We start from the raw sequence: 14,996 nt of genomic DNA on the forward strand, positions 1-14,996 counted from the left end.
GAATGTAGGGAATCATGGGATCAAAAGTGGTATTTCTTAGTATTTGGTTTATCTACCACCATCTCTAGTTTTGATATTAGCTTTACAAAATTTGATAATTTCCAAAATCCTTTTATCTCTAGTTTCTTGACGTTTGGCTTGATTTAGCCAGTAAAGGTAACTTTTTCGATAACTTCGGGCAAAGTTAGAATAGTTGGTGTATGCTATTTTATTAGTATTAAATGCTTTTTGTAAATCCTCTGGGATGACTCCATTTTCTACATTATCTAATGCTGTCCAAGATCCATTTTCTTTTGCAATACTAATAGATTTTAGACCACTATCCTGCATTAAATTGTTTTTGATCAATTCCATGATATATGTTTTGTTTACTTTACTCCAAACACTTTTAGGTTTTCTAGGACAGAAATACTGTCTTCTTTTTTCATTATCGAGTTTTTTTACCGTAGAATCAATCCATCCATAGCAGAGTGCTACTTTTACAGCTTCTTCCCAACGCATACTTGGTTGTTTGCTTTCTACTTTATAAAAAATCAAATATATTCCTTCAGAACTTGTATGATTTTCATGAAGCCAACGACGCCATTCTTGATCATTTTTAAAGTATAGTTCTGGTTTGGTAATCATGAGATTGGTAGGGTTTTAATTTTAAACGGAAAGTTACTAATTTTAGTGAAATAAAAGACCCATTATACATTAACATAAATGTATAATGGGTCTCACTATTTTGTGTAATATGTTCGTCTAATAGAATCTAGTGTAGGCTCTAAAAGACCCACTACTAGTTGGTCGTGTTCTTTTTACTTGTCTCTCAGTATTTGTAGAAGTATAGTAATAGTAATACCAGTATCCATTCGGTAAGTCTACCTGATATTTTAATACCCATTTCCAATCGCTAAAAGGCCAAGAAGCTGTGTTTTCCCAAGCATAAAATTGTAATCTGGTTAACCCACAAACTACGTTAGTACGCGTATACGTATCATCTAATTCTTTCCAATCACCACCATAATAAGAATTACGTGTTAATGAAGTCCATAATCCATTATCGCAGAAGCGTATATCTGTTGGTGTTGATACAACAGGAACTCCACCACAATAAATATTTCTAAAATCAGTAGCTCCTATATCATAGCAAGCTTTTTGGTCTATAGCTTCTGCGTAATTTGGATCTTTGATCTCTAATAAAGCACCATTTTTTTCAATATTTCTACCAGATTGTTCTAATTCTAAACCTTTCGCTGTTTTTGCTACGCGTTCTGGTACGGACACAGAATTAGATGTCAATGCAATAAAAAGATTAAAAGGAGATTGTTCTATGCTATGCAGACTTTCTTCAGCATTTTTAGAAGCATTTCCGTATAATGTCTCTGCTACAATCATTTCATCTTTATCACCTAATGCAATAAAATGATATTCGTGCCCATCTTTTTGAATTTTTGCTACCTCATAAGAAGTTTCACTTAATTCATCTAAGTATGCAGCATTTTTGGTAGGAGTTTCCTGTAACTCCTGTAATTGTTCATCTTGTAACTCATCTTCTTTGTTTTCACAAGCTACAAACACAATACCAAAGGTACATGCAATGGCAAGTGTTTTAAAAATTGATTTTTTCATAATTATTGGTTTTAAAAGTATTTAATTAATGAAAGGCTTCCGGAATTGTCTTTCTGAAAACAAAATTAGTATGTAAGTGGTTGTTTTAAAATGAGTAAATAGCTATTTATGAGTAGTTGTTACCCCGATATTTTTAGGGTTATTTTCCCTTGTTGGCCGGTGGTTTATAGTTAGATTTCCATTAATATTAATTAATATGCCTAATTATTAAGGTTATATGGATTTCTATAGTTCTATCTTTTTTTTCAATTTGTAATAATGATAAAGTAGGTAGTAGAAATTGATATTCATATAATTTCTTTGTAGTGACCTGCTTTTTTATAGTTTTGCACCTTTAAAAATATGATAATATGATTTCTGTTGATGGAATTGCTGTAGAGTTTAGTGGTGAGACATTATTTAGTAATGTTTCTTTTGTGATTAATGAAAATGATAAGATTGCCCTAATGGGTAAAAATGGAGCAGGTAAATCTACTATGATGAAGATTATTGCAGGTGTACAGAAAGCTACCAGAGGAAATGTACGTTGTCCCAAAGAAGCTGTGATAGCTTATTTACCACAGCATTTGTTAACAGATGATGATTGTACAGTGTTTGAAGAAGCGTCTAAAGCGTTTGGTCAAATTCATGATATGCAGCATCAAATGGATCAATTGAACAAAGAATTAGAAACTCGTACAGATTATGATTCGGATGAATATATGGGAATCATCCAAAAAGTTACAGATCTTGGAGAAAAATTTTATGCAATAGAAGAGGTAAATTATGATGCAGAAGTAGAAAAGGCATTACAAGGACTAGGTTTTAGGAGAGAAGATTTTACAAGGCCAACTAGTGAATTTAGCGGCGGATGGAGAATGCGAATTGAGCTTGCTAAAATATTATTGCAAAAACCAGATCTTATATTATTAGATGAACCTACGAATCACGTGGATATAGAATCTGTGATATGGTTAGAAGATTTCTTACTCAATAAGGCGAAGGCAGTTATTGTGATTTCTCATGATAAGGCATTTATAGATAATATAACCAATAGAACAATAGAGGTTACTATGGGAAGAATCTATGATTATAAGGCTAATTATACGCATTATCTTCAGTTAAGAGAAGAAAGACGTTCTCACCAATTAAAGGCATATCAGGAACAACAAAAATTTATAGCTGATACAAAACAATTTATAGAAAGGTTTAAAGGAACGTATTCTAAAACAAATCAGGTAAATTCTAGAGAACGTATGCTGGAGAAACTTGATATTATAGAAATAGATGAAATAGACACTTCTTCATTGAAACTAAGATTTCCACCATCTGCACGTTCTGGAGACTATCCTGTTATAGCTAAAGAACTATCCAAGAAATATGATGATCATGTAGTTTTTAAAGATGCCAGTATGTCTATTGCGAGAGGAGAAAAAGTTTCTTTCGTAGGTAGAAATGGTGAAGGAAAATCTACTATGATCAAAGCAATTATGGGAGAAATTGATTTTGAAGGTCAGTGTGATCTAGGACATAATGCTAAAGTTGGATATTTTGCTCAAAACCAGGCATCATTATTGGATCCAAACCTTACTGTTTTTCAGACTGTCGATGAAGTTGCAAAAGGAGATGTAAGAACACAAATTAAGAATATATTAGGTCAGTTTATGTTTAGTGGCGATCATATTGATAAAAAGGTGGATGTACTCTCTGGAGGAGAAAGAACTAGATTGGCAATGGTTAAATTACTTTTAGAACCTGTAAATGTTCTTATTTTAGATGAGCCAACGAATCATTTAGATATACGATCCAAAGATGTTCTTAAGGAAGCACTGTTAAATTTTGATGGGACATTGATATTGGTATCGCATGATCGAGATTTTTTAAGAGGATTATCTAATAAGGTGTTTGAATTTAAAAATAAAAGAGTAATTGAGCATTTCGAAACTATTGATGCTTTCTTAGAAAGAAATAGAATGGAGAGTTTAAAAGAAATAGATTTAAAAGCATAACTTCTTAGAATCAATATAAAATGATATTTTTTTATTTGGTTTCGCTACTTAATAAAATGGTCTCTTTTTCTACAAAATCTCTAAAATTATTAACTGAGGGGTGCGTTAAAAAAGGAACGTGAAAAAAGGAAGGTGTATCATTACGCCATACCATAGCATACGAAATACTGCTACTGCGAATTGCTTTATAAAGACTTTCTGTCCACCAAGTATCTTGAGTTATATTAGTTAATCCGGTTTCCGTAAGTGCAAAAAGACGATTTTTGTCAGTTGCGATACTTTCTACTATTTGCAAATTATTTAGTGAGTTTTGTAAAAATCTCCCATTCATAAAGTCATATACGTCAACACCAAACATATCTACATAGGCATCACCAGGATAGTTTCTCATATACTCTGAAGCGTCTGAGACCCAATTGGGAGAATATATATAAATCAAATTATGAACGTTTAAGTCTTCTGACAGAATGGTAACTGTATCTCTAAATAGTTGAATATACTCTTGTGTAGTTCTAAAGCCTTCGCCCCAATAAAAGAAATCACCATTCATTTCATGCCAAGGTCTAAATAATACCGGTATTGGTTTTCCTTCTGAATCTTTTAAATTTTTAAAAAGAGTAGCTGCTTTTCTTAAAGACTCTAAAAAAAGGTCTCTAAATTCTCCACCTTCTAGCATGTCTTGGACTACAGTATCTCTTCGATCAAAACCTTGGATATGGCTTGGATTTACTGCGTGCCAACTCATGGTGATAATACTTCCATTTTCATGCGCCTCTACTACCGCATTAGTAAATTTTTCTATAAAATTATCAATCACTAAGGTGTTTTGAAGCGATATAAGTTCTAAGTCAAAACCAGCAATCGCTGGATGATCATTAGCAACTTCAAAAAAATCATTATCAAGTTTATCAGGCATGGGAAAATTGTTGCCTGTTCCGAAAGCTTCTTGCCTTCCAAAAGCAATTCCTTTTTGTGTAGAAGAAATTAATCTAGTATATAAATCCTTTGCTTCTTGACATAAATCAGCGTCAGCGAAAATACCATTGTGCGCAATTACTGGAGGATTTCTTTCGGCATTTGGGTCATATAGAATTTGGTCATCTGTAGAACAGCTAAAAAATACTAGAATGTTAAAAAAAAGAATCCCAAAGCCTTTATTCATATTTTTTCTCAATTAGTCGAATAAAAAGTGATATCATTACAGATGAAGTTGTTGAAAGTGAAATGAATAGAAGAGTTAGTGGTTGTTTATTTTAATTCTATTATATCAATTACTAGTTCGAATTTTTCTTCTTTTTTGTTGCCAATCAGAAAAGCAACTTCTTGCATTTGTTCAGTTTGATAATTAGGAAGATCTAATTTTCTTCCTCTAAATGCCGGATACATTTCGGATAATGAGATTTCAATAGTTTGCCATTCACCGGTAGTCTCAAAAATTGCTATGTAAGAATATCGATCATTAGAATTAGTTTTAGCTCTAAACTGATATGTAGTTGGATCTCCTTTTAGTCTGATTATGGCCTTAGTATATCCTTGTACTTTTAAAGTTTCAAAACGATACCGAACCAATGAAAATCCACCATTGTTTTCTAAAGAAACAGTACCAGAAAAAACAGCATTTCCATCAGGATTAATTTCTAGAGTACTATTAGATACACCACCCATAATGACATCATTTACTATGGTCCAATTTGATAAATCGCTATTTTTATTAAAATCAAAAATAAGTAAGGAAGATGTCATTAAAAGAGTAAATATATATGATGTTATATGACTGATCATTTTTGCTTTAAAACGTTTGTATTACTCAGAAAGTTGTTCTATTCGTTTTAAAATTTCCTCGGCTTCAGCTTGTTTGTTATCACTTGCCTTACGATTCGTGTGGGAAAGCTTATAGGATTCTTCCATTAACAAGCGGTACTTTTTTTGAAGTTGTTCTTTCTCTGATTTTTTCTTAAATAATGTAAACATAGCTAACCTTTTCTTATAAAGGTAATGCATAAGGCTTTAAACATATGAGAAAGTTATCTTAAATAACATGGATATGGGATTTAAATTATCGAAATAGAATTACGATTCCTCCGATAGCTGTCATGATCAAAATAAACTTTCGATACTGATGATCTTTAAAAAGTTTCACCACTTTTAGCCCAATTATAAACCCTAGTATAACTCCTGGGATTAAATATAAATCAGTAAATATTGATTGGTAGGTAATCGTTTTCCAACTAAAAATATGAAAAGGTAACTTGATTAAATTGATTATAAAGAATAACCACGCAGCGGTTCCGATAAATTCATTTTTTGGAATGCGCATGGCAAGAAAAAATATGTTCGCAAATGCACCTGCCAAATTCCCAATCATTGTAGTAAATCCAGCTAAGAAACCAGTTGATCCAGCGAACCAAATAGCGGTTGGGATATTTTTCTTTTCATAACGTTCCCAAAGAAACATAATAATAACACTTATGATTATGATAATTGCCATTCCTTTTTTAAAAACATCTTCGCTAAGATCTTTTCCAACAAACACAGCAACCAATACGCCAGCGATCATCCAAGGAAGAAATTTGATAAGGTATTTCCATTGAGCGTGTCTATTATAATATATAACAGCGAGTATATCCGCAAAAATTAAAAGAGGTAACACAATACCGGTTGAAGCTTTAGCTCCGTGAACTAATACCATTAATGTAACAATAAGAACTCCCATTCCTTTTAATCCAGATTTAGACATCCCGAGTATAATGGCAGCTATAAATGATATAATATATGCGGTCATTTATTAAGAATTGACTTTTAGGTGTTAATTTATGGCTTTAGATAAGGTTGTAATAAGTTTATAGCCTTTTGATCTTGCTTTTCGGTTGCTACTGACAATGCAGTATCTCCACTAAACCCTTCTTTAGCATGTACATCTGCGTTATTTTTTAATAAAAACCTAGCAATGTCAAGATTTCCAAACCTAAGACTTTCGATAAGTGGTGTTGTCATAGCTTCCGGATGTTGGTAATTAATATCAACTCCTATTTTGACGTAGTATTTCACCAATTCTAGATCACCTGTTTGCGATGCTAATAGCATATCTTTCCAATTACCTCCTGACATAGTTTTTAGGTATTCATTAATAAATTAATAATTTTTTCAATAGGGTGTAATTCAGAAATATCTGTGGTAATTGATTCTAGAACACTACTACCAACGATAGTGAAATTTTCTTGTAATGCTTTTATGCAAGTTTCAGATTCTGAAATGGTAACACCATCAGCTACCTGATAATATGTTTTACTATAATCATTGGGTTCTAGACAATCAAAATCAAAGTGTATATATAGTTTTGTAATATTTTTTGATTGTAAAGTTTCGATCAAATTTGTAATATTTATATTTTTTGGGGCATAAATTTCTCCCTTATCAATTCTACTTTGTTCTGTATCATCAATATCTCTTAAGCCGACATAATGTATTTGCGACGCTTTAATTGTAGAGAACAATAAAGGGTTCATATGATCAGATCCTTCTCCTAATAATGTTCTTAATGGCATACCATGAAAGTTACAGCTAGGGGAGTCACAAGGTTTATTTATATCGGCATGTGCATCAAACCAAATTACACCTAGATTAGGATATTTTTGATTAAGGTAAGAGACAGGAACAATTTCTAATCCACAATCCCCACCAATGGTTTTGATTGTGTTTGGTTGTGTTTGGTCAATTTGTGTTTTTAGACAAGTCAATTGATCTGTGATTGCATCATAATTATTAATATGATGTTTTCTTTCTCCATTTTTTCCAGCTGCTATTTTTGATAATGGGATATGAACAAATTCTGGATCATTAAGATACTCTAAGATGGCTTTGGCTCCATCTTCTATATTTTTACCGGTTCCAGATCCTTGCCATTGAGGAAAATAAATTTTCATTATATAGATTTGGTATTTATATAAAAATTAGGATCGATTACAATTTCATTTGTTTTTACTTTTAGCGTTTGCCACTTTGTATTTGGCTGTACCCATTGATCTTTTCCGTTTATTTTTAAACGTACGGGCATATCAAAATCTTCAACAATATCAATATATCTGTATTTTAATCCATTATCGTCAAAACTATATTCTAAAGTAGGTATTCTTGTATCTCTTAAATATTGATTAAAAAAAGCTGTTAGGTCAATATTGGTTTTTTTACTTAGATAATCTTCAATTTGTTTCGTAGTAACGGTTTGATGGTAAAAATCTTTATTTAATCCTCTTAAAATAGATCTCCATTTTTCATCATCTTCTATTAGTTGACGTAAGGTGTGCAACATATTAGCTCCTTTATAATACATATCACTAGATCCTTCGTTATTTACGTGATATCTTCCAATAATTGGCTTATCATTTCTAATTCCTTGACGTGTACCTATTACATATTCGGAAGAAGCTTGTTTACCATAGTGATAATCCAAAAATAGGTTTTCTGAATACGCAGTAAAACTTTCATGAATCCACATATCGGCGATATCTTTATAGGTAATATTATTAGCAAACCATTCATGACCGGATTCGTGTATAATAATGAAATCAAATTTTAATCCCCAACCAGTACCAGATAAATCATTGCCTAAGTAGCCATTTACGTACTTATTTCCGTAGGTTACAGAACTCTGATGTTCCATACCTAAATATGGAGCTTCTACTAATTTAAAACTATCTTCATAAAAAGGGTAAGGTCCAAACCAATGCTCAAAAGATTTCATCATTTTTGGAGCATCTTTAAATTGTTTTTTGGCATCTTCAAGATTATCCCTTAATACGTAGTAATCCATGTCAAGATTGCCTTTTTCTCCATCATATTGTTCTCCAAAATGTACGTAATCACCAATATTGATATTTACACCGTAATTATTGATAGGGTTTTGCACAAACCAATGAAATGTTTTAGTATTGAGCGTGCGCTCTTCTACTTTACGAAGTCTTCCATTACCCACATTCATTAACCCTTTTGGAACGGTAACACTTACTAACATACTATCTACTTCATCATACATGTGATCTTTATTAGGCCACCAGACACTCGCTCCTAATCCTTGACAAGAGGAAGCAACAAAGTGTTTTCCGTTACTGTCTTTTTTCCACGAAATTCCTCCATCCCAAGGTGCACGAACGGCTTCCTTTGGATTACCACTGTAATAAACATCTATCGAATTGATGCTTCCTTTTATTTGTTTTTTGGAAAGCGTAACGAAATGGGCATTCTCTTCAGAGGTTACTTTTAGTTCTTTTCCATCTTGTATTACCTTTTCTATAACTAATGGTGGTTGAAGATCCACTTGTAGTACATTATGATTTTTTAATACTTTATAATGAATTGTATTTTTTCCTTTTATTAATTTTTTATCAGGATTTACTGATATGTCCAAATGATAATAGGTGAGGTCCCACCAAGCGCGTTCTGGAGTAATAGAACCTCTTAAAGAATCTTGTCTTGTAAATTTTTGATGCTCATCAAAAAGTGAGGTTTGCGAGAATATTGGTGATAGTCCGCAAACAATATAGACCGTAAAGAAAAACTTATTCATTTTGTTTAATTTATTGTAATAAAAATTCTAGTGGAATATGTATTCTGTTATTCCAACTCCTTTCATCATGCGCAGCACCTTCAAATTTTTTAGTAATCCAATTTTCACCTTTGGTATATCCTTTATCTATCATCATTTGATCTACCTGTTTTTGATAGGGTTCATATTGGGCATCTAACGTTTCTGTTCCAAAATCAAAATATATTTTATGAGTTGTAGGATCTGGAAGGGTAGAAGGTAGGGTTTTTATATATGCTTCTCCTAAAACAGGAACCGGCCAATGCGTTGATACACATCCTGCTGCACTAAAGACTTCGGGATATTTGCAGATCGCATACAATGAAATTAATCCTCCCATAGATGATCCCATTATACTAGTGTTTTCCATCTTAGTATAAACATTATATGTTTTGTCGATAAAAGGCTTTAATTCTTCTACTAAAAATTTCAGATATTGATCAGAATACAAATCATCAAAACCCGTATTTTGTTTTAAAGCAGCTTTCACTTCTGCACTACTGGTTGCTTCAGAAGGAGCTTTAGGCATATATTCAGAAAACCGTTTTTTTACCGTATTCCAAGGAGCAACAACGATCGTGTTTTTAATCTTTGAGATCTTAATCAAACTATCAACAGCTTCATCAACACCCCAATCAATGCCTGTATATGATGTTTTTGAGTTAAAAACATTTTGTCCATCATGCATATATAATACATTGTATTTCTTTTTGGAATTAGCATCATATCCATCCGGAAGAAATACTTCTACATTTCTTGGGATTACGTGTTCTGATTTAAAATTTTCATGTATTATAACCTTTCCTTTTGTTTCAGAAGGGAATAATGAGGCAATATCATTGGATATGAATGTTTTCTCTTTGAAAGATTCTTGTTTGCAAGAAATTATACAAAGAAGTGCAAAAACAGCTATAATCTTTAAGGTTTTCATGAATTGTGTGGTTAAATTAGCAAGGTTAATATACTTAGAAATAGTTTATTTTCTAAATATCCCAGATGGAAATACTACTGGACTTTCATGACCATTTTTTCCTACTGCAGATATACCAAAAAAGTAATTGTCAATAACAATACCATTTAACGTAAAGTTGTCTACACTGCCAACAAATCGGCTATGATCCCAAGTAGGAGAAGTAGTATCTCTCCAGTAAATTTTATATCCTTTGATATTAGGGTCATCTGATTTTTTCCATCTAAATTTAACTGATGGTTCTACAATCCCTCCGATTTTAACTTCAGTAGGAGCGGGAGGCGCCCAACCGATACTCGCCATATTAATTACATTTACAGCTGTGAGTTTTGCGGCATATTCAAAATTAACATGTTCAACTACATCTCCATATTTAATACCGTCTTCTTCTCTTATATCTTGATGTTGTTGCGTATAATTTTCGTGCGCTTCCATAATACGGATTCCAGCAAAACCAGCATCATTAAATGGACGATGATGGCCACCACGACCAAAACGATCTAAACGATAAACCATCATAGGATTCATTTCTGGCATATATGTTTTAGTAGTTTTATGAATATACCGAGCTAACTGACGGGATATTCCATCTACTTCACCTCCATAAAAACGTCTTCTTTCTACTGTTTTTTGATCATCAGTGAGATTCGTAGGCTCTGAAAAAATCCTAAATGTTCTATTGTCGATAACACCATCTACTCCTTTGATATTTCCAATCATATCATTGTTCATTACTCCAATGATTTCCCAATTTTTTGTTTTTGCAAAGTTTGCTAATCCTTTTCCTCCAAAGAGACCTTGCTCTTCGCCAGATAAACCAACATAGATAATGCTATTTTCGAATTTATATTTGGATAAAACTCTGGCGGCTTCTATAGCTCCGGCCATTCCAGTTGCATTATCATTAGCTCCAGGAGCATCATCAGTAAAATTAGTAGGATCAGTAATACGTGAATCGATATCACCACTCATCATAATAAACCGATTAGGGTATTTTGTACCACGCTGTATTGCTACTACATTGACTACCATCACATCTTTAACGATACGTTGGTTAGCTCCTTTTTTTACCAAATCTTTTTGATAAAATACTTCTAAGCAATTGTTACAACTTTTAGAGATATTATCAAACTCTGATTTGATCCATCTTCTTGCAGCACCAATTCCTCTAGTTTCGGATATCGTATCACTTAAGGTATGTCTGGTGCCAAATCCAGCTAATTTTTTTATATCTGTTTCAATTCTTTCCGAAGAAACAGCATCAATAATATCATATATTCTTTGATCGGTTTGAGCAGTTAAAATAATAGAAAATAAAAAGAGTGTTGAGGTGAAAATTGTCTTCATGTGTATTAATTTGATCGCCTAATTTAAGTAAAAGGTATCATTGACTACTGCTCCTTAACAAATTTATAAGATCAATTGCTATTCCTATCTTTCAACAAAAAACTCTTATAGATACTAGATATACCATTACTGGAATGATAAGGTATAGGAGTTTAAAACTAAAGTTAAAGCTATCTGAGAATATGGAAATTAATAATAGCACTAGTAATAAACCAACAAATAGAACTCCATAACTGTAACCTATTTTAAGGAGTAAGCTAAGTTTGATATATCTTCCTCGGCAAAATCTGCAGCTGCTTTTATGGTAAATAACTACTCATTGTAGTTGAATTCTGAAAAACCAATGATTATATATTAATTTATTAATCTCCTTATTTACTTACTTAAAGAATTAGAATCTATATCAAAAAAAGATAAATATTATTCGGTAAAATCACTAAAAATACCTTCCTGATTTTTATCCCTACTACTAATTTTTTAAATATCTTTTTTCATTCAATATATTCTAGATAAATAACCTATTGGTAATGCGTTATAGTACTATTTTTCTGTTCTATTTTTTGCTTTAAAAAAAATATCTCGAATTAAAAAAATAATAAATAATGATAATACACCTATTTTTATCAATTTAATATACTTTACTTCTCTGGTATCTTTTTGATTCGGTACGTAAATAGCATTTTTATTAGTATTACAATCCGCACTTTTATCATAAAGAACTTCAATAACTTCACCTTCCTTTTTATTGGTTCCTATAAATAAAAGATAAGGTGCATCCACTAAAGTTTTAACCCAACAGGATTTATCTGCGTTGAAATATTTTACGCCAAAGACTACATTGTTTGGTTGACTCTTAAATCCATATATTTCACTTACAGAATTAATTGTTACAGTTGTAAATTCATATGAAAGAGAGTCTTTTATTATTTTATCCTTTAAAAGTGACGAAATTGAATGCTTTTTATATGGCTTAACAATAAACAATAAATCTTTGCTAATAAAAAATATGATCAATAAAACAGCTAATACTAGCATCCCTTTTTTAATCTACAACTTTCTTACACTATATTTACACATACTCTGAATGTTATGTTCTATATCCTCTATAATGGTTAATTCAGCATCATTAATAATTCTATCAAATAAAGAATAAATGAGAATCAAAGTCACATTTTTAATTTATCATTCCAATCTATTTACCTGTAGTTAATTCAGGACATTCACTTTGTAACATTGTCATGTATATTAATTGAAAATAAAATGGATTTACCTCATTGTTTTCATTTAGTAAAGAAATGCCTTGTTCTTTATACTCATTTTCTAAAACCTCTTTGTTATCAATAATAGCTTTATTAGTACAAACTCTAGTGTCTTTAGCGGTATCATTCTCAATACATTGACAAGCTTGCTTAGCTACGGTAGTAGTAATGGATTCTGAGCAACTGATAATAAAAAAAGCCAAACCTAAAAAAAGTAATTGTGTAGTTTTCATAATTGAATTATTAAATAAATACAGAAAAAACTTATAAACAGCGGTATAAAAATTATCAAAAGCCCTTCTAATTGTCTTTTATTAGCAACAAACTCATGAACACTTTGTTTATATGTTGTTTCTAAGTTATGGCGGTCTTTTACGAACCTGAAAATTTTTACATTGCTTATTTTCTTCTTTTCATTATAATTATATTTCTTATGTATATTTTCGGTGTTCATAAAAACGGTAATCATTCTGTTTTTCCAATTGGATATGATGTCATATGTAGGTTTGTAGCCTATAGAGCTAATTGTTATGTGTTTGGCAAGTTCTTCGTTGAAAAAAGTGATATAGTATTCATAAACATTTGCACCCATGCCATAATAGTTAAAAACCTTTTTAAGAACTTCTGAGGTTATTACTTTATCTATTTTTAAGGAGATTTCTTGCCAACTAGAGATTTCTTTACTCACCAATTTGATATAATGTTTTTCGACGATAGCCTTTAGGTATATCATATATAATATCATGGGTATTATAAGATAAAGCAGTTTAAAGCTAAAGTTAAGGCTGTTAGAAAAAATGGATATAAGAACAAGTATTAATAATAAACTTCCTATTAGAATACTACAACCGTATCCTATCTTTATAAGTAAATTTAGATTGTTTTTTCTAAACATTAAATAGGCATCAAATTAAATATTTACATATCTAATGAGTGGTTGAAGATATAGAACTACCATTGGCAATATCTTCCTCGGCAAAATCTGCTGCTGCTTTTATTGTATATTCATCTAAAGGAGTTACCAATAAGGGTAACATTAAAGCAACACCATTAAAAGCTATTCCATTAGAATATCCTTTGTTTTTAGTTCCCCATATTGCCTGAGATCTCGCTGTTCGGGCATTGCTTCTATGAGCTGAAGTGGCTCTATTTCCTTTTGTTTGCGTTTTTGTTCTTGGCAAAATTTCTCCACTACCTTTTCTTCGCATTTCTCTTACGGCTTCTGCTCCAGATTTGGTTTTTGACATTTCTTTAGCAATTGCTTCTCTTGCTGCTCTTTGTTCTGCTTGAGTACCTTCTACATTCATCATACGTTCTATGTACCTATCATTTTGATTGATTCTAAACAATTCTACAGAACGATCATAAGCTTTGCCTGAAGCATCCTTTAGCCCAGTAGGATTGTAATCATCGTCAGCGGTATCATATGTAAAATCAAACCATTCCGGTTGTTCATTACTTTCCTGATTTGCTATCAAACGATCGTATGTTGTATCTCCTGTATCGCTCTTAAACCAATTACGCATACCTTTTTTCTCTCCATAAGTAATAGGGGCATAAACTAGATATGCTCCTAATATTCCTGTTCCAGCTTCTGCGCCAGCAGCAATGAAACCAGAAGTTCCTAGAGTGTAACCTACAGACGTTCCAAACATAAAAGAAATAAGACCAGATAATCCAACTTCTCCTCGATTCGACCAAGCGATTCTCTTTGCAGCAGAATTTGCAGCAGATGGGCTAATAAAGGGTTGTAACATTCCGCCGGCACCACAAGTCATAAATGAGGTTTGTGTAACGGCTGCCGACTTATTAAAAGATACGGTAGGATGTGGATTGACCCAAGTTTTTAATTGTGGTGTACATTTTGTGCTATTAGATTTGACCGCAGCATAGGTATAAGCAGTTGCAGCTATTGCCGCAGCACCAATAATTATAGCTCCTACACCAAATGTACAAACACTGAAAGCTACTGCTGCAGCTATAGCTAATCCTGCAAAAAAACCGGCAATGAAGCCAGCTTTTACAGCGGGTCCTTGCCATTTATTTTGACAGCCAAAATCATTCATCAAGATTAAATCAACTTCTGTTAAGAGAGCAACATCTTTTTTAGAATGAAGAACGTCTATATCTCTTCTATCTGGATCTGCTAGTAATTGTCCTTTGGTTGGACTCATTTGCATGGTGCAAACTACAAAAGTCTTTTCTGGTAAATAACTGCTCATTTTAGTTGAATTCTA

General features: G+C 32.1%; 16 protein-coding genes. 1 reads left to right on the forward strand and 15 read right to left on the reverse strand.

The features are described 5' to 3' along the window. Positions 1-48 precede the first annotated feature (48 nt). Both D1815_RS00470 and D1815_RS00475 read right to left on the reverse strand, forming a co-directional pair. Positions 49-627, reverse strand: coding sequence for a YdeI family protein (locus D1815_RS00470; RefSeq protein WP_027392120.1), 579 nt, complete (start codon positions 625-627; stop codon positions 49-51). A 117-nt stretch (positions 628-744) separates the two neighbouring features. Next, a complete protein-coding gene (locus tag D1815_RS00475) occupies positions 745-1,614 on the reverse strand; it encodes a hypothetical protein (protein ID WP_118385504.1) in 870 nt (289 codons plus the stop codon). 350 nt (positions 1,615-1,964) lie between these two features. On the opposite strand from D1815_RS00475, the gene D1815_RS00480 reads away from it, so the two are divergent. Beyond that, positions 1,965-3,602: an ABC-F family ATP-binding cassette domain-containing protein gene (locus D1815_RS00480; RefSeq protein WP_118385505.1), complete on the forward strand. Its 1,638-nt coding sequence runs from the start codon at positions 1,965-1,967 to the stop codon at positions 3,600-3,602. A gap of 31 nt (positions 3,603-3,633) precedes the next feature. Here D1815_RS00480 and D1815_RS00485 read toward each other — a convergent pair whose 3' ends face one another. From D1815_RS00485 to D1815_RS00545, 13 genes are all read right to left on the reverse strand, one after another. Continuing rightward, positions 3,634-4,764 (reverse strand): glycoside hydrolase family 26 protein, encoded by a 1,131-nt coding sequence (locus tag D1815_RS00485; RefSeq protein WP_051336000.1) that lies wholly within the window; start codon positions 4,762-4,764, stop codon positions 3,634-3,636. 86 nt (positions 4,765-4,850) lie between these two features. After that, a complete protein-coding gene (locus D1815_RS00490; protein WP_051335999.1) occupies positions 4,851-5,384 on the reverse strand; it encodes a CIA30 family protein in 534 nt (177 codons plus the stop codon). A gap of 21 nt (positions 5,385-5,405) precedes the next feature. Next, positions 5,406-5,603, reverse strand: a complete 198-nt coding sequence (locus D1815_RS00495) for a Lacal_2735 family protein (RefSeq protein ID WP_369899343.1) — start codon at positions 5,601-5,603, stop codon at positions 5,406-5,408. Between the two features lie 55 nt (positions 5,604-5,658). Next, entirely contained in the window at positions 5,659-6,384 is a 726-nt protein-coding gene (locus tag D1815_RS00500; protein WP_027392116.1) for a sulfite exporter TauE/SafE family protein, read from the reverse strand. 29 nt (positions 6,385-6,413) lie between these two features. Continuing rightward, a complete protein-coding gene (locus D1815_RS00505; RefSeq protein ID WP_035084572.1) occupies positions 6,414-6,710 on the reverse strand; it encodes an ankyrin repeat domain-containing protein in 297 nt (98 codons plus the stop codon). A 5-nt stretch (positions 6,711-6,715) separates the two neighbouring features. Next, on the reverse strand, positions 6,716-7,525 hold the full coding sequence (locus tag D1815_RS00510; protein WP_118385506.1) for an arginase family protein: 810 nt from the start codon (positions 7,523-7,525) through the stop codon (positions 6,716-6,718). Then, a complete protein-coding gene (locus D1815_RS00515; protein ID WP_118385507.1) occupies positions 7,525-9,165 on the reverse strand; it encodes a M1 family metallopeptidase in 1,641 nt (546 codons plus the stop codon). Before D1815_RS00515 ends, D1815_RS00510 begins: the two co-directional genes overlap by 1 nt. Before the next feature lie 10 nt (positions 9,166-9,175). Next, on the reverse strand, positions 9,176-10,114 hold the full coding sequence (locus D1815_RS00520; RefSeq protein WP_118385508.1) for an alpha/beta hydrolase: 939 nt from the start codon (positions 10,112-10,114) through the stop codon (positions 9,176-9,178). Positions 10,115-10,159: 45 nt separating this feature from the next. Continuing rightward, positions 10,160-11,500 carry a M28 family peptidase gene (locus D1815_RS00525; protein ID WP_118385509.1) on the reverse strand — a complete coding sequence of 447 codons (1,341 nt, stop codon included), beginning with the start codon at positions 11,498-11,500 and terminating at the stop codon, positions 10,160-10,162. 540 nt (positions 11,501-12,040) lie between these two features. Beyond that, positions 12,041-12,535, reverse strand: coding sequence for a hypothetical protein (locus D1815_RS00530; protein ID WP_118385510.1), 495 nt, complete (start codon positions 12,533-12,535; stop codon positions 12,041-12,043). Positions 12,536-12,692: 157 nt separating this feature from the next. Continuing rightward, the gene (locus D1815_RS00535; protein ID WP_118385511.1) at positions 12,693-12,992 is read right to left on the reverse strand and encodes a hypothetical protein; all 300 of its coding nucleotides are present in this window, start codon (positions 12,990-12,992) and stop codon (positions 12,693-12,695) included. Beyond that, positions 12,989-13,447 carry a hypothetical protein gene (locus tag D1815_RS00540; RefSeq protein WP_162897315.1) on the reverse strand — a complete coding sequence of 153 codons (459 nt, stop codon included), beginning with the start codon at positions 13,445-13,447 and terminating at the stop codon, positions 12,989-12,991. The genes D1815_RS00535 and D1815_RS00540 overlap by 4 nt, the downstream gene beginning before the upstream one ends. A gap of 238 nt (positions 13,448-13,685) precedes the next feature. Continuing rightward, a complete protein-coding gene (locus D1815_RS00545) occupies positions 13,686-14,981 on the reverse strand; it encodes a hypothetical protein (protein ID WP_147404417.1) in 1,296 nt (431 codons plus the stop codon). Positions 14,982-14,996: the final 15 nt, after the last annotated feature.

Origin of the sequence: Aquimarina sp. AD1 (genome assembly GCF_003443695.1) — a bacterium.
GTDB classification, from domain to species: domain Bacteria; phylum Bacteroidota; class Bacteroidia; order Flavobacteriales; family Flavobacteriaceae; genus Aquimarina; species Aquimarina latercula.